Annotated in this window: 21 protein-coding genes; 8 read left to right on the top strand and 13 right to left on the bottom strand. The window is 73.1% G+C overall.

From position 1 onward, the window contains the following. Window positions 1-28: 28 nt before the first annotated feature. Window positions 29-1,429 (bottom strand): MmgE/PrpD family protein, encoded by a 1,401-nt coding sequence (locus tag FK498_RS07475; protein WP_141853141.1) that lies wholly within the window; start codon window positions 1,427-1,429, stop codon window positions 29-31. 157 nt (window positions 1,430-1,586) lie between these two features. Between FK498_RS07475 and FK498_RS07470 the strand changes: the two genes are divergently transcribed. The 8 genes from FK498_RS07470 to mazG are packed head-to-tail and all read left to right on the top strand — an operon-like array spanning window position 1,587 to window position 9,517. Continuing rightward, window positions 1,587-2,561 carry a lytic transglycosylase domain-containing protein gene (locus FK498_RS07470; RefSeq protein WP_141853139.1) on the top strand — a complete coding sequence of 325 codons (975 nt, stop codon included), beginning with the start codon at window positions 1,587-1,589 and terminating at the stop codon, window positions 2,559-2,561. Window positions 2,562-2,582: 21 nt separating this feature from the next. Further along, window positions 2,583-3,797 (top strand): D-alanyl-D-alanine carboxypeptidase family protein, encoded by a 1,215-nt coding sequence (locus tag FK498_RS07465; protein WP_141853127.1) that lies wholly within the window; start codon window positions 2,583-2,585, stop codon window positions 3,795-3,797. Between the two features lie 20 nt (window positions 3,798-3,817). Beyond that, on the top strand, window positions 3,818-4,462 hold the full coding sequence (tmk, locus tag FK498_RS07460) for a dTMP kinase (RefSeq protein ID WP_141853125.1): 645 nt from the start codon (window positions 3,818-3,820) through the stop codon (window positions 4,460-4,462). Further along, a complete protein-coding gene (locus tag FK498_RS07455) occupies window positions 4,463-5,515 on the top strand; it encodes a DNA polymerase III subunit delta' (RefSeq protein WP_141853123.1) in 1,053 nt (350 codons plus the stop codon). A 10-nt stretch (window positions 5,516-5,525) separates the two neighbouring features. Beyond that, complete coding sequence (gene metG, locus FK498_RS07450) at window positions 5,526-7,076, top strand: methionine--tRNA ligase (RefSeq protein ID WP_141853120.1); 1,551 nt, start codon at window positions 5,526-5,528, stop codon at window positions 7,074-7,076. Next, window positions 7,076-7,867, top strand: a complete 792-nt coding sequence (locus FK498_RS07445; RefSeq protein WP_141853162.1) for a TatD family hydrolase — start codon at window positions 7,076-7,078, stop codon at window positions 7,865-7,867. Before metG ends, FK498_RS07445 begins: the two co-directional genes overlap by 1 nt. Continuing rightward, window positions 7,867-8,658: an MBL fold metallo-hydrolase gene (locus FK498_RS07440; RefSeq protein ID WP_141853118.1), complete on the top strand. Its 792-nt coding sequence runs from the start codon at window positions 7,867-7,869 to the stop codon at window positions 8,656-8,658. Before FK498_RS07445 ends, FK498_RS07440 begins: the two co-directional genes overlap by 1 nt. 31 nt (window positions 8,659-8,689) lie before the next feature. Continuing rightward, window positions 8,690-9,517: a nucleoside triphosphate pyrophosphohydrolase gene (mazG, locus tag FK498_RS07435; protein WP_141853116.1), complete on the top strand. Its 828-nt coding sequence runs from the start codon at window positions 8,690-8,692 to the stop codon at window positions 9,515-9,517. A 14-nt stretch (window positions 9,518-9,531) separates the two neighbouring features. Here the strand turns inward: mazG and FK498_RS07430 are convergent, their stop codons facing one another. From FK498_RS07430 to FK498_RS07375, 12 genes are all read right to left on the bottom strand, one after another. Beyond that, complete coding sequence (locus FK498_RS07430) at window positions 9,532-9,996, bottom strand: hypothetical protein (RefSeq protein WP_141853114.1); 465 nt, start codon at window positions 9,994-9,996, stop codon at window positions 9,532-9,534. 123 nt (window positions 9,997-10,119) lie between these two features. Next, a complete protein-coding gene (locus tag FK498_RS07425; RefSeq protein ID WP_202614781.1) occupies window positions 10,120-10,275 on the bottom strand; it encodes a hypothetical protein in 156 nt (51 codons plus the stop codon). Window positions 10,276-10,417: 142 nt separating this feature from the next. After that, a complete protein-coding gene (locus FK498_RS07420) occupies window positions 10,418-10,885 on the bottom strand; it encodes a PaaI family thioesterase (RefSeq protein ID WP_141853112.1) in 468 nt (155 codons plus the stop codon). A gap of 11 nt (window positions 10,886-10,896) precedes the next feature. After that, the gene (locus FK498_RS07415) at window positions 10,897-11,700 is read right to left on the bottom strand and encodes an inositol monophosphatase (RefSeq protein WP_370510884.1); all 804 of its coding nucleotides are present in this window, start codon (window positions 11,698-11,700) and stop codon (window positions 10,897-10,899) included. A gap of 41 nt (window positions 11,701-11,741) precedes the next feature. Then, a complete protein-coding gene (gene groES, locus FK498_RS07410; protein ID WP_141853110.1) occupies window positions 11,742-12,029 on the bottom strand; it encodes a co-chaperone GroES in 288 nt (95 codons plus the stop codon). Between the two features lie 53 nt (window positions 12,030-12,082). Beyond that, window positions 12,083-13,369 (bottom strand): GTPase HflX, encoded by a 1,287-nt coding sequence (hflX, locus tag FK498_RS07405; protein WP_202614783.1) that lies wholly within the window; start codon window positions 13,367-13,369, stop codon window positions 12,083-12,085. 76 nt (window positions 13,370-13,445) lie between these two features. Further along, entirely contained in the window at window positions 13,446-13,736 is a 291-nt protein-coding gene (hfq, locus tag FK498_RS07400; RefSeq protein ID WP_141853106.1) for an RNA chaperone Hfq, read from the bottom strand. A gap of 105 nt (window positions 13,737-13,841) precedes the next feature. Then, window positions 13,842-14,501, bottom strand: coding sequence for an HAD family hydrolase (locus tag FK498_RS07395; RefSeq protein ID WP_141853104.1), 660 nt, complete (start codon window positions 14,499-14,501; stop codon window positions 13,842-13,844). Continuing rightward, window positions 14,498-15,373, bottom strand: coding sequence for a D-amino-acid transaminase (locus FK498_RS07390; protein ID WP_141853102.1), 876 nt, complete (start codon window positions 15,371-15,373; stop codon window positions 14,498-14,500). Before FK498_RS07390 ends, FK498_RS07395 begins: the two co-directional genes overlap by 4 nt. Window positions 15,374-15,437: 64 nt before the next feature. Further along, a complete protein-coding gene (locus FK498_RS07385; RefSeq protein WP_202614780.1) occupies window positions 15,438-15,935 on the bottom strand; it encodes a YbaK/EbsC family protein in 498 nt (165 codons plus the stop codon). Further along, window positions 15,932-17,338: a sigma-54 dependent transcriptional regulator gene (locus FK498_RS07380; protein ID WP_141853100.1), complete on the bottom strand. Its 1,407-nt coding sequence runs from the start codon at window positions 17,336-17,338 to the stop codon at window positions 15,932-15,934. Before FK498_RS07380 ends, FK498_RS07385 begins: the two co-directional genes overlap by 4 nt. Next, entirely contained in the window at window positions 17,328-19,484 is a 2,157-nt protein-coding gene (locus tag FK498_RS07375; protein ID WP_255581479.1) for a PAS domain-containing sensor histidine kinase, read from the bottom strand. The genes FK498_RS07380 and FK498_RS07375 overlap by 11 nt, the downstream gene beginning before the upstream one ends. Window positions 19,485-19,606: the final 122 nt, after the last annotated feature.

Below are 19,606 nucleotides of genomic sequence, written 5' to 3'. Positions count from 1 at the left end.
GGCCGGGGAGCGCGTGCGGGGCGCTGCGCTACTCGCCCGCGAGCCGCATCGCCGGCACCGGGGCGGCGAGCCGCATCAGCCCGGCGATGTCCGGGGCGGAGGCGAGCCCGAGCACGGCGGCGGCGAGCGCCGCGGCCCGCTCCGCCCCCATCACGCGGTCGACCAGGCCGTGGAACTTCGCGGCAAGCTCCTGGTCGGTCAGGAAGTTGTCCGGCTCGCCCTTCGGCACCACGACCTTGCGCGCGACCTCGCCCGCCCTGGTCCGCACCGTCACCTTGCCCGCCATGTTGGCGGGGAACTCGGCCTCGATCTCGGGGTCCTGGACGCAGCGCACCTTGCGCGCGAGCGCGCGCACGGCCGGATCGTCGAGCAGCCGGTAGCTGTCCCAGCCCATCTGCCCGGTGGCGAGCGCGACGGCGACCACGAAGGGCCCGCTGAACTGCCCGTCCACCACGTTCTTCGGCTCCACCTTCTTCTCGTGCGGCGCGCCGATCAGCAGCATCCCTTTCGCCGGCAGCCCGACCGTGACCGCCTCGATCGTCTCGGGCGTCAGCCCATGTTCGGCCCGGAGCGCGATCGCCGCATCGATCGCGGCGTGGCCGTAGCGGCAGGAGGGATAGGGCTTCACGGCGGTGTTCATGGTCTCGAACACCTCGCCGAGCCGGTCGAGCACGCGCGCGGGGGCGGGCGAGGGGGCATAGGCGCGCAGGAAGCCGTGCCGCCCCTCGATCGCCTCGGCCGCGCCGCGGAACCCCTCGCGCGCGAGCATCGCCGCGGCGAGGCCCGACATCGCCGACCAGCCGACCTGGAACCGCTTGGTCCAGGCGCCGTTGGCGAGGAACTGCAGGCTGCCGGCGGCCTGGCTCAGCGCGATGCCGAAGGCGTCGGCGATCGTGCCCGCGTCGAGCCCGAACACGCGGCCGGCAGCGGCGGCCGCGCCGAAGGCGCCGCAGGTCGCGGTCGGGTGGAAGCCGCGGTCGTAGTGGTCGCCGGCAGGCAGGGCGAGGGCGATCCGGCACGTCACCTCGTAGCCGGCGACGATCGCGGCGAGCGTGTCGGCACCCGAGGCGCCCGTGATCTCGGCGGCGGCGAGCGCGGCCGGGATCACCGGCGCGCCGGGATGCAGGCTGCCGGCGGCGTGGGTGTCGTCGAAGTCGAGGCTGTGGGCGAGCGCGCCGTTCAGCAGCGCCGCCCCGGCCGGGGTGTAGCGCATCGCATCGCCGAACACGGTCGCGTCGCCGCCGCAGAGGCCGAGCGCGCGCACGGCGGCGATCAGCGCGGGCGTGCTCTCCGCGTCGTGGCGGGCACGGATCATGTTGCCGACCAAGTCGAGCGTGAGCGCCGCCGCGCGCCGCAGCACGGCCTCCGGCAGGGCAGACGCTGTCGTGCCGGCGACCCAGGCGGAGAGCGTCGTCGTCACTGCGGCCATGGCGTTCCTCCCCATCCGCATCGTGGCATTGGGCCGGCAGTCTAGGGGGGTCCCCTGCGGATCACCAGGGCTGCCAGGACGCGGCCGCGGGCACGTGGCACGTGGGCCCGGGCTCGGGATCGTTGAGCCGGTCGCGCAGCGGTGGCAGAGAGGGTGCGTGCACACGACTCGACCGACCCGACGTCTCCTCCTGGGCGCGGCCGCTGCCGCGGCGGCATGGCCGGCCCGGGCCGCAGTACCCTTCGAGACCTGGCTTGTGGAACTGCGTGCGGAAGCCCGGCGCCAGGGCATCAGCGCGGCGACGGTGCAGCGCGCGCTGAGCGGGATCGCGCCGATCCCGCGCGTCATCGAGCTCGACCGGCGCCAGCCCGAGACCCGGCTGACCTGGGCGCAGTACCGGGACCGCGTGGTCGCCGAGCCCCGCATCGGCAACGGCCGGGCCGCCTTCGCCGAGAACCGCGCCCTGCTCGCCGCGGTGGAGGAGCGCTTCGGCGTCTCCGCGCGCGCGGTCACCGCGATCTGGGGCGTCGAGACCAACTACGGCACCACCACCGGCGGGTTCCCGGTGATCCAGGCGCTCGCCACGCTGGCACATGACGGACGGCGGGCGGCGTTCTTCCGGGGCGAGCTCCTGAATGCGCTGCGCATCCTCGACCAGGGCCACATCGCGCTCTCACGCATGACCGGCTCCTGGGCCGGCGCGATGGGCCAGCCGCAGTTCATGCCGGGTTCCTTCCTCGCCTACGCGGTCGACTTCGACGGCGACGGCAGGCGCGACATCTGGGACAGTCGGGCGGATGCGCTGGGCTCGATCGGCAACTACCTCGCCCGCGCGAACTGGCGGCCGGGAGAACCCTGGGGCGCTGAGGTGCGGCTGCCGCCGGGCTTCGATATCGGGCTTGCGGATGGGCGCACGATGCGGCCGATGGCGGCCTGGGGCGCGATGGGGGTGCGGCGGGCGGACGGCAGGCCGCTCGGCGAGTCGCAGATCCCGACCGCGATCGCCGCACCCGACGGCGCGGATGGCCAGGCCTTCGCGATCCATCGCAACGCGCAGGCGATCCGGCGCTACAACAACAGCATCTACTACGTGCTCGCGGTCGGGCTGCTGTCCGACCTGGTGGCAGGCTGAGCGGCGCGGGAAGGAGGGGGGATGGATCGGACTGCGACCACGCGGCGCCTGCTCCTCGGCAGTGCCGGCGCGCTCCTGGCGCTGCCGGCCGCGGCGCAGCGCAGCCCCCAGCGCCAGCCGGCGCGCGAGCGTCCCGCCCCGCCACCCTCCACCCCTGCGACCACGCCGCTCGGGCCGATCGACACGCTGGCGCGCCATGCCCTGATCGTCGACTACGCCACCGGCGCTGTGCTGCTCGAGAAGGAGGCGGATGTGGCGATGCCGCCCGCCTCGATGAGCAAGCTGATGACCGCCTATGTGGTGTTCGAGCTCCTGCGCGCGGGCCGGCTCCGGCTCGACCAGGAACTGCCGGTGAGCGAGCGCGCCTGGCGCATGGGCGGGTCGAAGATGTTCGTCGAGGTGAACACCACGGTGAAGGTGGAGGACCTGCTGCGCGGCGTGATCGTGCAGTCGGGCAACGATGCCTGCATCGTGCTGGCCGAGGCGATCAGCGGCAGCGAGGAGCAGTTCGCGGAACTCCTGAACGAGCGCGGCCGCGCGATCGGGCTGACCGGCAGCACCTTCCGCAACTCGACCGGCTGGCCCCATCCCGAGCATCGCATGACGGCCCGCGACCTCGCGCTGCTCGCGGCGCGGCTGATCCACGACTTCCCCGACCACTACCGCTACTACGCGGAGAAGTCATTCCGATACAACAACATCACCCAGGAGAACCGCAATCCGCTGCTCTACCGCAATGTCGGCGCGGACGGGCTGAAGACCGGCCACACCGAGGAGAGCGGCTTCGGGCTCACCGCCTCGGCGGTGCAGAACGGCCGGCGCGTGATCCTGGTGGTGAACGGACTGCCCTCGATGCGCGCGCGCGCGGAGGAGGCCGAACGGCTGATGCGTTGGGCCTTCGCCGAGTTCGAGAACGTGCGCCTGTTCGGGGCTGCGGAGACCGTGGAGGAGGTGCCGGTGCATCTCGGCGCGCGGCCGACCGTGCCGCTGGTCGCGGGCCGCGACCTCGTGGTGACCGTGCCGCGGCAGTGGCGGCGGAGCGCGCAGATCGTGGTGCGCTATGTCGCGCCGGTGAAGGCGCCGGTCATGCGCGGGACCGAGCTCGGCCGGCTGGAGATGTCGGGCCAGGGCGTGCCGGCGATGTCGGTCCCGCTCTATGCGGGCATGGACGTGCCGATGCTGGGCTTCCTGCCGCGCATCCTCGGCGGCGTGCGGACGCTGGTGCTGGGGTCCTGAGGGCAGGCTAGTCTCCCGCCATGACGCGCGGGGTCTTCATCACGATCGAGGGGGGCGAGGGGACGGGAAAGTCGACCCAGCTCGCGCGGCTGGCCGCGGCGCTGCGGCGGACGGGGCGCGAGGTGGTGGCGACGCGCGAGCCCGGCGGCACGGAGGAGGCCGAGGCGGTGCGCGCCCTCCTCGTCGGCGGCGCGCCCGGGCGCTGGGACCCAGTCGCCGAGACGCTGCTGCACTACGCCGCGCGTGCCCAGCACGTCGCGCGGCTGGTGCGGCCGGCGCTCGAGCGCGGCGCGGCCGTGCTGAGCGACCGCTTCGCCGACAGCACCATGGCCTACCAGGGCTTCGGCCAGGGGGTTGCCCGGGAGACGATCCGGACGATCCATGCGGCATCGCTCGGCCGCTTTGCACCCGATCTGACGCTGATCCTCGACCTGCCGGTCGAGACCGGTCTCGCGCGGGCCGCCGGGCGCCGCGCGACCAACCGCTACGAGCGGTTCGACGCCGCCTTTCATGCCCGCGTGCGCGAGGGCTTCCTCACGATCGCGCGCGAGGAGCCGGGCCGCTGCGTGGTGATCGACGCCGCGCGCCCGCCCGATGCCGTCTGGGCGGCGATCGCCGCGGCGGTGAGCGGGCGGCTGCGGCTCGACCTCGAGGACGCGGCGTGAATGGCCAAGGCGCCACCGCCCGCCGAGCCCATCGAGCCCGGGCCGCGCCATGCCGAGCGGCTGGTCGGCCATGACGCGGCGCTTGCCGCCTTCCACGCCGCGTGGCGGGGCGGGCGGCTGCACCATGCCTGGCTGATCGGCGGGCCGGCGGGGATCGGCAAGGCGACGCTTGCCTTCCGCATCGCCCGCTGGGTGCTCGCGGGCGGCCCCGGGACCGACGCCTCGCTCGCGCTGCCGCCGTCGCATCCCGCCTTCCGCAAGGTCGCGATCGGCAGCCATCCCGACCTCGCCGTGTTGGAGCGGAACGAGAACGCGAAGACGGGCCGGATGCGCACCGAGATCGTGGTCGACGACGTGCGCACGCTCGCCTCCTTCCTGCGCCTCACGCCGGCGGAGTCGGACTGGCGCGTCGCGATCGTCGATCCGGCCGATGACCTCAACCGCGAGGCGGCCAACGCGCTCCTGAAGATCCTCGAGGAGCCGCCGCCGCGCGCGCTTCTGCTGCTGGTGGCGCACGCGCCGGGGCGGCTCCTGCCGACCATCCGCAGCCGCTGCCGGCGGTTGACGCTGCGCCCGCTCGCCGAAGGCGAGGTGGCGGCCCTGCTCGACACGCTGGCGCCCGACGTCCCGCCGGCCGAACGGCGGGCGGCGGCGGCGATCGCGCGCGGCTCGGTCGGCCGGGCGCTGACGCTGGCGGGGGAGGGGGCCTCGGCGCTCAAGCGGGCGCTCCAGGAGGTGATCGACCGGCTGCCGGAGGTCGATCCGGTCGCCGCGCACGCGCTCGCCGACAGCCTCGGCCGACCCGGCGCGGAGGAGGAGTTCGCGCTGTTCATGGAGCTGCTGCGCGATGCGGTGGCCGCGCGCGCGCGTGCCGCCGCCACGGGCGGTGCCGACCGGATCGCCGCGCTGCGTCCGCTTGAAGAATGGGGAGCGGTGTGGGAGAACCTCGGCCGGCTCGCGCGCATGACCGCCGGGCTGACGCTCGACCGCAAGCAGGCCGTGCTTTCCGCCCTCTCGGCGCTCCGGCCCGGCGCGGTTCCCGACATCCCCTGAGCCCGGACCGATGGCCGACGCCGCCCGCACCTACGTCACCACGCCGATCTACTACGTGAACGACGTGCCGCATATCGGGCACGCCTACACCACGCTCGCCTGCGACGTCCTCGCCCGCTTCATGCGGCTCGACGGCCACGAGGTGTTCTTCCTCACGGGCACCGACGAGCACGGCCAGAAGGTGGACAAGGCGGCGCAGGCCGCGGGGCTCGCGCCCAAGCCCTTCACCGACAAGGTCTCGGAGAACTTCCGTGCGCTCGCCGCGGCGATGGACATCTCGCACGACGACTTCATCCGCACCACCGAACCGCGCCACTACCGCGCCTGCGAGGCGCTCTGGCGGCGCATCCACGCGGCGGGCGATCTCTATCTCGGCGACTACGGCGGCTGGTATGCGGTGCGCGACGAGGCGTTCTATCGCGAAAGCGAAACGACATTGCTGCCCGACGGCACGCGCATCGCGCCCTCCGGCGCGCCGGTGGAGTGGGTCAAGGAGCCCTCGTGGTTCTTCCGCCTCTCCGCCTGGCAGGGCCGGCTGCTCGACTTCTATGCCGCGAACCCCGACTTCATCGCGCCCGAGAGCCGCAGGAACGAGGTGATCTCGTTCGTCAGGTCCGGGCTCGAGGACCTCTCGGTCAGTCGCACCTCCTTCACCTGGGGCGTGCCGGTGCCGGGCTCGGACGGCCACGTGATGTATGTCTGGCTCGACGCGCTGACGAACTACCTCACCGCCGTCGGCTTCCCGGACCAGACGCATCCGCGCTGGACGTTCTGGCCGGCCGACCTGCACATGGTCGGCAAGGACATCCTGCGCTTCCATGCCGTCTACTGGCCGGCCTTCCTGATGTCGGCGGGCCTGCCTCCGCCCCGGCGCGTGTTCGCCCATGGCTGGTGGACGGTCGAGGGGCAGAAGATGTCGAAGTCGCTCGGCAACGTGGTCGATCCGCATGCGGTGATCGCCGAGTTCGGGCTCGACCCGTTCCGCTTCTTCCTCCTGCGCGAGATCCCGTTCGGCGCGGACGGCGACTTCTCGCGCCGGGCGATGATCCGGCGGCTGAACGTCGATCTCGCCAACGAGTTCGGCAATCTCGCCCAGCGCACGCTCGGCTTCGTCGCGCGCAACCTCGGCGGCCGGCTGCCGAGTCCGGATGTGCTGAGCGGCGATGACGAGGCGCTGCTGGCGCAGGCGAAGGGCCTCCTGCCGCTGATGCGGGCCGAGATGCGCCGGCAGGCGTTCCACGCCGCGCTCGAGCACGCCTGGCAGGTGGTGCGCGAGGCGAACGGCTACATCGACCGGCAGGCGCCGTGGAAGCTGCGCAAGGACGATCCGGTGCGCATGGGTACCGTGCTCTGGACCCTCGCCGAGACGCTGCGCCATCTCGCGGTGCTGCTGCAGCCGGTGATGCCGCGCACGATGGCCCGCCTGCTCGACCAGCTCGGCGTCGATCCGCGCGATCGCGACTTCGCCGCCCTCGCCCGTCCGCTGCCGGGCGGCCACGACCTTCCCGCACCGGAGCCGCTGTTCCGCAAGGTGGAGGACCGGGAGGGGCAGGGGGCATGATGCTGATCGACACCCACTGCCATCTCGACCACTGGCGCGACGAGGAGATCCCGGGCGTCGTCGCGCGCGCGGCCGAGGCCGGCGTGCGTTCGCTGATCACGATCGGCACCCGCTTGGCCCAGGCCACGACGGTGAAGCGCATCGCCGAGCGCTTCGCGGATGTCTGGTGCACGGTCGGCATCCATCCGCACCAGGCGGCCGAGGCGGCGGTTCCCGCGGTCGAGGAGATCGTGGCGCTCGCCGATCATCCCAAGGTGGTGGGGATCGGCGAGGCGGGGCTCGACTACCACTACGACCGCGCCCCGCGCGAGGTCGCCGCCGAGGTGTTCCGCCGCCAGATCCGCGCGGCGCGGATCACCGGCCTGCCGCTGGTGATCCACGCGCGCGATGCCGACGCCGACATCGCCGCGATCCTGGCTGACGAGCACGCGCGGGGCGGGGCCTTCCCGTTCGTGCTGCACTGCTTCTCCTCCGGCCGCGCGCTCGCCGAGACCGGGGTGGCGCTCGGCGGCGCGGTGAGCTTCTCCGGGATCCTGACCTTCAAGCGGTCGGAGGAGCTGCGGGCGCTCGCGCGCGACCTGCCGGCGGATCGGCTGCTGGTCGAGACCGACGCCCCGTTCCTCGCGCCCGAGCCCCATCGCGGGAAGCGCTGCGAGCCGGCGATGGTGGTGCACACGGCCGCCATGCTGGCCGCCGTGCGCGGCATGGGCGAAGCCGCGCTCGCCGAGCTCACCACCGCCAATGCGGCCCGGCTGTTCACGCGGCTCCGCCTGCCGGCGGCGGTCGCCTGATGCGCGTCACCGTGCTCGGCTGCGGCGGGTCGGGCGGGGTGCCGCTGATCGGCGGGCTCTGGGGCGCCTGCGACCCGGCCGAGCCGCGCAACCGGCGCCTGCGCGGCTCGATCCTGGTCGAGGTCGGGGATGCGACGATCCTGGTCGATGCCAGCCCCGACCTGCGCGCCCAACTGCTCGCCGCAGGGGCGCGGCGGATCGACGCGGTGATCGTCACCCACGCGCATGCCGACCACGTGAACGGGCTCGACGATCTGCGCTACGTCAACCGGCTGATGCGGCAGCCGATCCCGCTCTATGCCGACCGGCCCACGCTCGAGGAACTGCGGCAGCGTTTCGGTTATGCCTTCCGGCCGCTCGACGGGCACGGCTTCTACCGCCCCGTGCTGGAGCCCAGGGAGATCGTCGCGGGCACCGCGTTCGACGCCGCCGGCGTGACCGTCCTGCCGATCGCCCAGGACCACGGCTTCATGCCGAGCCTCGGCCTGCGCTTCGGCGCCTTCGCATACTCGACCGACGCGGTGCGGCTGGACGAAACGGCCTTCGCCGCGCTCGCCGGCATCGACACCTGGCTCGTCGGCTGCTTCCAGGAGACGCCCCACCCGACACATGCGCATCTGCCGCTGGTGCTGGAGTGGATCGCGCGTCTCCGGCCGCGCCGGGCCGTGCTGACGCACATGAGCGAGCGGCTGGACTACCGCGCGCTCGCGGCCAGGCTGCCGCAGGGCGTGGCGCCGGCACATGACGGCATGGTGCTAGAGCTGGCCGACCATCCGGTGGCGCTGGCATGATTTTCCATAATCAAGTTTACCGGATTTTCTGATGCGCGACCCGAACCCGTGCCCCCCGCCCGCCGCCGATCCCGGCGCGGCGATCCGGCGCCTGATCGCGGTCATGGCGGCGCTGCGCGACCCCGTGCGCGGCTGCCCGTGGGACCGGGAGCAGAGCTTCGACACCATCGCGCCCTACACGATCGAGGAGGCCTACGAGGTCGCCGATGCGATCGCGCGCCGCGACTGGGACGCGCTCAAGGACGAGCTCGGCGATCTCCTGTTCCAGGTCGTCTACTATGCGCAGATGGGTGCCGAGGACGGGCGCTTCGACTTCACGGCCATCGCCAGCGCGATCGCCGACAAGATGGTGCGTCGCCACCCGCACGTCTTCGGCACCGAGAGCCGCGAGGACGCCGAGGCCCAGAGCCGGGCCTGGGAGGCGCAGAAGGCCGAGGAACGCGCCGCGCGCGCCGAGACCGGCGTGCTCGACGGCGTGCCGGTCGCGCTGCCCGCACTCACCCGCGCGCTGAAGCTGACCCGCCGCGCCGCCCGCGTCGGCTTCGACTGGCCGGACCCGCAGGCCGTGCTGGCCAAGCTCGCCGAGGAGACGAAGGAGCTTCAGGACGAGATCGCTGCCGGGGCCTCCTCCGACCGACTGGCGGACGAGCTCGGCGACATGCTGTTCGTGCTGGCGAATCTCGCGCGCAAGCTCGACCTCGACCCCGAGACCTGCCTGCGCCAGGCCAACGCGAAGTTCGAACGGCGCTTTCGTGCCATCGAACAAGCCCTTGCGCATGAAGGAAAATCACCCGCCGATGCAACGCTCGCGGAGATGGAGGCGCTCTGGACCGGCGCCAAGCAGGCCGAGCCGCGCTGACCCGCGCTCTCCGTTCAGCCCGGGCAGGCCGCGACCGGGGACGCTGCCGCTCCGCCGGGCCGATACCCGGTCGCGAGGGCCTGCAAGGCGTCCACCGCGCTGCGCGGCGGCAGGGTCAGCATCAGCAGGTGCTCGTGATGCTCGATCCGCACCCAGCGCGCCGCACGCAGCCCCGCCAGCAGCCGCTGTCCGTGCAGCGGCACCGTGACCTGCATCGTCTCCGCCCCGACGAACCGCAGATGCGCAGGCCAGCGTGCCCCCGACGGCAGGCGCAGGGCCACCGCATGGTTCTGCCCCTCGCCCAGCGGCCAGGCGAGGCCCTCGACCTCGAGCAGCACGGATTCCCCCCCGGGCGGCATCACCATGATGCGCAGTCGTGCGCCGGAGACCTCGGTTCCCTCCAGCACCGCCGTCTCGATGCCGGACCGTTGCTCGATCGCAAGCCGCCACGCGAGTTCGCCGGTCTCGATCTGTTCCATGAGGCGGAGTTGACGACGCGCTGACGCGGCGCGGTGTGAGCCGGATCACACAGCTCGGCCTTGCTGCGCGGATTCCGACCAGGCCGGAACATCGGCGGATGCGCGGACGTGATCCGCCCCGCGTCACTCCGGCACCGGGATGACCCCCCTCTCGTCCGGCACGGGCGCGAAGCGGCCGGCCTTCCGGGCGGCGAGGTGGATCGCGTCGCCGGTGCGGAACACCGGCAACTGGACGGCGGGGTGGCGCGCGCCCGCGATCCCGGCCGCGCCGGTCAGCACGTAGAGCGCGCGCTCCCCCGTCTCGCGCCGCAGCGCGACCCAGGACTGGACGCCGAACAGGCGACGGGCCGAGCGGCACCCGGCCCGTGAACAGGTAGGTGATGGTACGGCCCGGCAGCGCGCGGCGCATCTCGACGCCGCCTCATGCGCGCCCCTCCTTCGGCCCGTCGCTGCGGCCGTGCAGCCCCATGATGGTCGCCAGCATGACGGCGACGACGGGCTCCGCGCCATCACGTCGCGCGGAGACCTCCGCCTCGACCACGGTGAGCGTGCGCCCGGCCTTGCGGACGCGCCCGCGCGCGATCAGCGCCTCGCCCTCGGCCGGCGCCATCAGGTTCAGCTTGAACTCGACCGTCAGCACCGAGGAGTCCGCGGGCATCAGGGTGAAGGCGGCGTAGCCGCAGGCATTGTCGGCCAGTGTGGCCACCACGCCGGCATGGAGGAATCCATGCTGCTGGGTAAGCTCGCGCCGGTAGGGCAGCATGATCTCGCAGGTGCCTGGGCCGAGCGCGGTGATCGAGGCGCCGAGCAGGGTCATGAAGGGCTGGCGCGCGAAGCTCGCGCGCACGCGCGCCCGGTAGTCCGGGTCGGGCGGGGTCGGCGTCGCCATCCGGATCTCCGTCACCCCTGGCCGCCCCCCTCCCCGAACAATGCCTCCCTCAGCGCCTCCCAGCCGGCGCGGTCGGGGGCTGCGAGCAGCCCGCCCGCATGGACGCCCGCGTGGTAGGGCTGCCCGTCGAGACGGCGCGCATACCCGCCGGCCTCGGCGTGCAGCAGCACGCCGGGCGCATGGTCCCAGGGATAGAGCCGCCAGTAGAACAGCGCGTGCAGCCGGCCCGACGCGCCGAGCCGCCACTCGTGCGCCGCGCAGCGGAGCTCCCAGCCGGCGCCGAGCGCGCCGAGGCGCGGACGCACGCGCGCGGCGAGCTCCGGCGGCAGGTAGCGATGGCTGATCGCACCGACCATGCGCGCGACCGGCACCGGATCGGCCACGCGCAGGTCATGGCGCGATCCGTCCGCGCCCTCCACCCAGGCCCCCTCCCCGCGCAGCGCGATCGCCGTGTCCTTGAGCACCGGATCGTGGATCCACGCCGCCACCGGCTCGCCGTGCCGGATCAGCGCCAGCATCGAGCCGAACAGCGGCATGCCGGCGGCGAAGTTGGCCGTGCCGTCCACCGGATCGCAGACGAACACCGTCTCGGCCGCACCGACGCGCGCGAGCAGTGCAGGATCGGCCGCGGCCGCCTCCTCGCCGACCACAGGCACGCCCGGAAACATGCGCGCGAGCGCCGTGCCGATCGCACGCTCGGCCGCCTCGTCGGCGGCCGTCACCACGTCGTGCGGACCGGTCTTGGTGCGCACCTCGCCGGCCGCGAGGTTGCGGAAGCGCGGCCAGATCTCGGCCGCCGCGGCCGCGGCGATCAGCGCGGCGACCTCGGCCGCGCGCGCCGCGCCGATGCGGGGGGTCAGCCCTCCACCCCGAGGATGTCGGACTCCTTCAGGATCACGTAGTCCTTGCCCTCCATCTTGACCTCGGTGCCCGACCACTTGCCGTACAGCACCATGTCGCCCTTCTTCACGTCGAGCGGCATGAGCCTCCCGTCCTCGGCGCGCGCGCCCGGGCCGACGGCGATCACCTTGCCGCGTGTCGGCTTCTCGCCGGCGGTATCGGGGATGATGATCCCGCCCCTGGTCTTGGTCTCGGCAGGGGCGGGCTCGACCAGCACGCGGTCTCCGAGCGGCTTGAACGGCATCGACGCACTCCTCGCTGATGGCGGGCGCATCGCAGCAGCAGCACGGCGCGGCGTCAATCGCGCCTGCCGGCGGCGGCTGCGCGGCGGCTGTCGAACCGGGCGCGGTCCTCCGGGCTGAGCCGCACCGCGAGATGGATCGCGTCCTCGCCGTCGCGGCGGTCCAGCACCTCGCCATGGGCGTAGAGCCAGGCGAGCGCAGCTCCCTCGGCCGGGGCGAGCGCGATGCGATGCACCGGCAGCCCGGCGGAGAGCCTGGCATCGAGCGCCGAGCGCAGCCGATCCAGCCCCGCGCCGGTGAGCGCCGAGACGAGGAGGGCGCGCTCGCCGAGCCCGGCGAGTCCCGTGAGCGCGGCATCGTCCAGCAGATCGGCCTTGTTCAGCACCTCGATGGTGCGCTCGGGCCATGCCTCGTCCAGCGTGCCGCCCTGCACCATCCCGTCCAGCACCGCGATCACGTCCGCGCGCTGCGCAGCGCTCTCTGGATGCGCCGCGTCACGCACGTGCAGGATGATGTCGGCCTCCGCCACCTCCTCGAGCGTCGCCCGGAACGCCTCGACCAGTTCATGCGGCAGGTCGCTGATGAAGCCGACCGTGTCGGAGAGGATCACGGTGCGGCCCGAAGGCAGCTTCAGCGCGCGCATGGTCGGATCGAGCGTGGCGAAGAGCTGGTCCTGCGCGTACACGCCCGCACCGGTGAGCGCGTTGAACAGCGTCGACTTGCCGGCATTGGTGTAGCCGACGAGCGCCACCACCGGATAGGGGACGCGCCGGCGCGCGCTGCGGTGCAGGCCGCGCGTGCGGCGCACCTCCTCGAGCTCGCGCCGGATCCGCGCCATGCGTTCGCCGATCAGGCGACGGTCGAGCTCGATCTGGCTCTCGCCGGGGCCGCCGAGGAAGCCGAAGCCGCCGCGCTGGCGCTCGAGATGCGTCCAGGATCGCACCAGCCGCGTGCGCTGGTAGTCGAGATGCGCGAGCTCGACCTGGAGCGCCCCTTCGCGCGTGCGCGCGCGCGCGCCGAAGATCTCGAGGATCAGCCCGGTGCGGTCGATCACCTTGCAGCCCCAGGCGCGTTCGAGGTTGCGCTGCTGCACCGGCGAGAGCTGCGCATCCACCACCGCGACCGCGATACCGTGCAGCGTCAGCTGCTGCGCGATCTCCGCCACCTGGCCCTCGCCCAGGAGGGTTGCGGGGCGGCGCGTGCGCAGCGGCAGGATGGTACGATACCGCACGGAAAGGCCGATCGAGGCGGCGAGCGCGACCGCCTCCTCGAGCCGCGCCTCGAAGGGACGCAGCCTCGTCTCGCTGTCGTCCTCGGTGCCGGACCGGCCGCTCCAGGGCAGGACGACCGCGGCCGCGCCCGGGTCGCGCGGCGTCTCCGCCGCCCCGGCCCCGCGCGCACGTCGGGCGGGCGCCGCCTCAGTCGGCCGAGGACGCTTGCGCAGGGGCAGGCTCCTTCGCCGCCGCCTCGGCGGCGGCCTTGGCGGCGTCGAACAGCACCACCGGCGCGCCTGGCATGACCGTCGAGATCGCGTGCTTGTAGACGAGCTGGGTATGCCCGTCGCGCCGCAGCAGAACCGAGAAATTGTCGAACCAGGTGATGATGCCCTGGAGCTTCACGCCATTCACGAGGAAGATCGTCACCGGCGTCTTGTTCTTGCGGACGTGGTTCAGGAACACGTCCTGCACGTTCTGCGACTTCTCAGCCATGGCCAGAGCCTTCTTCTGCTTGTCGTTCCGGGTCGCATTGAGTCCGGGAAAATGCCGGCGCGGCACTCGTCTCCGCGACGCCCCGGCACGCCATATAGCACCCGATCAGTCGGACACAAGCCGGGCGAGACGGGCCTGCAGGTCGGCATGGCCGGCGAAGTGCAGCGCCGGGAGCGCGCGTTCCGGCCCGCCGTCATGGGCGGCGTCGCCGATCAGCACGGGCAGCACGCCTGCATTGCGCGCGGCCTGCATGTCGAGCGCGGTGTCGCCGACATACCAGACCTGTGGTCCGGGCGCGACGCCGAGGGCCGCCAGCGCCCGGCGCATCGGCGCCGGGTCGGGCTTGTCGGCCTCGGCGTCGCCCGCGCCGATCAGCGCCGCGAAATGCGCCGACCAGCCCAGCGCCTCGGCCTCGCGGCGGAGATAGCGGCCGGTCTTGTTCGACACCACCGCGAGCGCGAGGCCGCACGCGCGCGCCTGCCGCAGCGTCTCGGCCGCGCCCGGCAGGGGGGTGACGTGCTGGAGATGGCTCCGCTCCAGCGCGCCGTAGAACACGTCGCGCGCCTGCTCCCACGCCTCGCCGAACAGCTCCGGGAAGCTGTCGCGCAGGCTGCGGCGGACGCGCCCGCGCACCTCGGCGAGCGACCACGCGGGCTGGCCGAAGGCCGCGAGCGCCGCGTTCAGCGCGCCGGCGATGCCCGGCCAGGCATCGACCAGCGTGTTGTCCCAGTCGAAGACGAGCGCGACCGGCTGCGTCGCGTTCACGCCGCGCGCGGGACGTTGCGCATCCCGCCCACATGACGGGCGAAGATCTCGAACAGGCGCCGGGTCACCGGACCGGGCGTGCCGTCGCCCACCAGCACGCCGTCGATCGCCAGGATCGGCTTCACGAAGGAGCTTGCCGAGGTGATGAACGCCTCGCGCGCGGAGCGGAGCTCCGCCTCGGTGAACGGGCCCTCGAGGAAGGCGATCCCCTCCTCGCGCATCAGACCCATCAGCACCTGGCGCGTGCAGCCGGGCAGGATGTTGCCGCCGAGATCGCGCGTGCGCAGCCGCCCCTCGGCGTCGACGATCCAGACCGTCGTGGACGCACCCTCGGTCACCGTGCCGTCGGGCGCGATCATGATCGCCTCGGTCGCACCCCTCTCGACCGCCGCCTGGCGCGCAAGCACGTTCGGCAAGAGACCCACGGTCTTGATGTCGCAGCGCGCCCAGCGCTGGTCGGGATGCGTGATCGCCGTGGCCTTCCAACCCTCGATCCGCGTCGGGAAGGGCTTCAGCCGTTTCGCCGTCACGACCAGCGCCGGCGGCACCGGCCGGGTCGGGAAGGCGTGGTCGCGCCGTGCGACACCGCGGCTGATCTGGAAGTAGACGATGCCCTCGGCGATGCGGTTGCGCCGCACCACCTCGCGCAGCACACGTTGCAGGGCCGCGCGCGGCATCGGCATGGGGATGCGGATCTCGCGCAGGGACCGCTCGAGGCGGTCGAGATGCGGCTCCTCGTCGACGAAGCGGCCGTCATGGACGTGCACCACCTCGTAGACCGCGTCGGCGAACTGGTAGCCGCGATCCTCCACATGCACCGCTGCCTCGCGGTGCGGGACGTAGCGGCCGTTGACATAGGCGATGCGGGACATGGTCAGGCTCCTGGCTGCGGCGGCAGTGAAGCGCAGTCGCGCTCGCCGCGCCAGTGCTCGAGGGTCAGCTCGCGGCGATCGCGACGACGCGTCCGCCAGTCAGGCGTGCGAGCTCCGCGGGCGTGGTCTCGAACACGTGCATGGGCGAGCCGGCCGCAGCCCAGATCCGGTCGAGCGCCATCAGGTCGGCGTCGATCAGCACCACCGGCGCGACGGCATGGCCGACCGGGGCGACCCCGCCGATCGCGAAGCCCGTGGTCTCGCGGACCCAGCGGCCGTCCGCGCGCTCGATCGGGGCGCCGAGTTCGGTCGCGACCTTCGCGAGATCGACCCGGTTCGCCCCCGAGGCGATCACGAGCACCGGCCGGCCCGAGCCCTTGGCACGGAACACCAGGCTCTTGGCGATCTGCGCGACCGCGCAGCCGACTGCGCGCGCGGCGTCCTCCGAGGTGCGCGTGCCGGCCGGGAACATCGAGATCGTATCGGCGTGGCCAGCCGCCCGAAGCGCTGCACGCACCCGTCCGACCGAGGCCCCCTCCCCCGCCGCCTCGTTCACGTTCATGCGCCGTTCGCGGCCACGCGGTCCTCGGCGTTCACGCCGAGGCTCTTGAGCTTGCGGTGCAGCGCGCTGCGCTCCATGCCGACGAAGTTGGCGGTGCGGCTGATATTGCCGCCGAAGCGGTTGAGCTGGGCGAGCAGGTACTGCTTCTCGAACAGCTCGCGCGCCTCGCGCAGCGGCAGCGCCATGATCTCGCCGGAACGGTCCGGGCGCAGCACGGGGGGGGCTGCCGCGCCGATATCGGGCGGCAGGTGCTCGGCGCGGATCGGCTCCTTGGCATCGCCCGGCGCCATGATCAGCAGCCAGTCCATCAGGTTGCGGAGCTGGCGCACATTGCCCGGCCAGTCATAGGCCTGCAGCACCGCGAGCGCGTCCTCGGCGAGGTCGCGCAGCGGCAGGCCGGAGGTCTCGGCGGAGCGGGCGAGGAAGTGGCGCGCCAGCAGCGGGATGTCGTCGCGGCGTTCGCGCAACGCCGGCACGCGCAGCGGCACGACGTTGAGACGGTAGAACAGATCCTCGCGGAAGCGGCCGGCGGCGATCTCGGCGGCGAGGTCACGGTTGGTGGTGGCGATCACCCGCACATCCACCTTCACCCGCGTCGCGCCGCCGATCCGCTCGAAGGACTGGTCCTGCAGCACGCGCACGATCTTGCCCTGGGTCTCGAGCGGCATGTCGGCGACCTCGTCGAGCAGCAGCGTGCCGCCATGGGCGTGTTCGAGCGTGCCGGCGCGGCGCGGCTGCACCATCGGGTCGGGCCCGGCCTCGACGCCGAACAGCTCGTCCTCCAGCCTGCCCGGGTTCAGCGTGGCGCAGTTCAGCACCATGAACGGCCCCTCGCTGCGGCGCGAGCGGGCGTGGATCATGCGCGCCACCACCTCCTTGCCGGCGCCGGCCGGGCCGGTGATCAGCACGCGCGAGCCGGTGGGGGCCACCTTCTCGATCGCGGAGCGCAGCTCGCGGATCGCCTGCGAGGCGCCCACCATCTCGGCCTCCGCGCCGGCGCGCAGGCGCAGTTCGCTGTTCTCGCGCTTGAGCTGCGCGGCCTCGATCGCGCGGCGCACCACCAGCAGCAGGCGGTCGGCCTTGAACGGCTTCTCGATGAAGTCGTAGGCGCCCTGCTGGATCGCCTGAACCGCGGTCTCGATCGTGCCGTGGCCCGAGATCATCACCACCGGGACGACCGGCTCCTCGCGATGCATGGTCTCGAGGATCTGCAGCCCGTCGAGCTTGGAGCCCTGCAGCCAGACGTCGAGGATGACGAGGCTCGGCCGGCGCGCGCGGAAGGCGGCGATCGCCTGCTCGGAGTCGGCGGCCTCGCGGGTCTCGTAGCCCTCGTCGCGCAGGATGCCGGTGACCAGCATGCGGATGTCGGGCTCGTCGTCGACGATCAGGATGTCATGCGCCATGGGCCATCCGGGGCATCTCGCTCATCGCCGGCGACGCTGCGGCCGCGGCCGGCAGGACCAGCACCACGCGGGCACCGGGCACGCCGTCCGCCCGGTCGGAGAGCACGAGCCGGCCTGCATGGTCTTCCATGATCTTCTTGACGATCGCAAGGCCGAGCCCGGTGCCCTTGGTCTTCCGCGTCACGTAGGGCTCGGTCAGGGTCTCGCGGCCCTCCGCCGGCAGCCCGACTCCGTCATCCTCGACGACGATGCGGATCTCGCCCTGCCCCTGTTCGAGCGCGACCCGGATCGACCCGGCGCCGGGCCGGGCGGCGACCGCGTCGGCGGCGTTGGCGAGCAGGTTGGTGAGCGCCTGGCCGATCAGGCGGCGGTCGCAGGAGACGCGCGGCGGATCCGCGGGCAGATCCACCGCGTAGGCGATCGCCGGATGGGCGTTGCGCTGCAGGAACACCGCCTGGCGGATGATCTCGCCCGGATCCTCGGGCCGCAGCACCGGCTGGGGCATGCGCGCGAAGGCCGAGAACTCGTCCACCATGCGGCCGATATCCCCGACCTGGCGGATGATGGTCTCGGTGCAGGTCCGGAACGTCTCGGGATCCGAGGCGATCTCGGCGAGGTACTTGCGCCTCAGCCGCTCGGCCGAGAGCTGGATCGGCGTGAGGGGATTCTTGATCTCGTGAGCGATGCGGCGCGCGACATCCGCCCAGGCGGCCTGGCGCTGCGCCGCGACCAGCGCGGTGACATCGTCGAAGGTGACGACATAGCCGCGCACCTCGCCGCCCGCGGCCTCGGCGCTGATCCGCAGGATCAGCGTGCGGCGGTTGGCGGGCGGGCCGAGCTTCACCTCGCCCTGCACCGGCCGCGCCGGGTCCTGGGCCGCCGCATCGAGCAGCGGCGCGAATTCCGGCACCACCTCGCCGAGCCGGAAGCCGAGCCGGGCGAGCAGGTCGATGCCCAGGAGCTCGCTCGCCGAGCGGTTCGGCAGGTCGATCCGCCCCTCGGCGTCCAGGCCGATCACGCCAGCCGAGACCCCGGCGAGCACGCTCTCCGAGAAGCGCCGCCGCTCGTCGATCTGGCGATAGGCGTCCATCAGCTCCGCGCGGTTCGCCTCGAGCTGGCCGATCATGCGGTTGAAGGCGCGCGCGAGCACGCCGATCTCGTCGTTCGAGCGCCGCTCCGGCACGCGCACGCCGAGATCGCCCGTGCGCGCGCGCTCGGCGGCGAAGACGAGCCCCGAGATCGGACGCGCGAGCTGGCCCGCGATGACGAGGCCGATCAGCACGGCAGCGAACAGGATCAGCAGCGCGACCACGGCGTAGACGAGCGCGAAGGTCACCTGCAGCCCCTCCCGCGAGCGCTCGAGCTCGCGGTACTGCGCCACCGCCTGTTCGGTGCGCAGCATGTGGCCGAGCACCTGCGCATCCACCGGCCGGCCGACCAGCAGGAACAGGTCGCCCGGCAGGTCGAGCTCGACCAACGCCCGCACGCGCCCCGACTCGCCGGTCGGCAGGAGCGCCACCTCGCCCGTGCGCGCGAACGCGATCGCCCAGGCCGGCATCTCCTCGCCGGCCATCGGCGTGATCAGCCCGCCCGAGGCGACCAGCCGGCCCGAGGTGCCGTCGAACACCACCGCCTCGGACAGGCCGCGCACCGCGGCCTGGCGCTCGACCAGCAGGCGGAAGGCGAGCGGGCCCTGGGTCAGCAGAAGCGGCGCGGCGCGGTTGAGGTCGGTCGCCATGGCCAGCGCCTCGCCGCGCAGCGCCTGTTCGTGCTCGCGCAGATAGGCCTGGCTGGCGGAGAGGCTCTCCTCCAGCGCGGTGCGCACCCGCTCGTTGAACCAGGCCTCGAGGCCGCGATTGAAGAACACCGCCGAGAAGACGGTGACGATGATGGTCGGCGTGACCGCGACCAGGCCGAACAGCAGCACCAGGCGCACATGCAGCCGCGCGCCGGCAAGCCCGCGCCGCCGCTCGGCCCAGACCCGCACCACCCTGACGGCCAGCACGGCGCCCAGCACCAGCAGCAGCGCGAGGTTGGTGTTCACGAGCACGATGATCGAGCCCGGCGGCAGGCCGAGCGCGCCGGAGCCGGTGATCGCGCCGAAGGTGGCCACGCCGACGGCGAGCGAGGCGAGCGCCAGGCCGATCGTCAGCCAGCGGCCGAGCCTGCCGCCGGCGAGCGCGCCGGCGATGCGACGGGTCGAGCCAGGAGGTCAGCAGGTGCCCGGCGGTCATCGCCAGAGCGTGCCCTCGGGCAGCAGCACGGTGA

This window comes from Elioraea sp. Yellowstone (genome assembly GCF_006704265.1).
Taxonomy (GTDB): domain Bacteria; phylum Pseudomonadota; class Alphaproteobacteria; order Acetobacterales; family Acetobacteraceae; genus Elioraea.
This window is presented reverse-complemented; position numbering and strand designations above follow the sequence as displayed.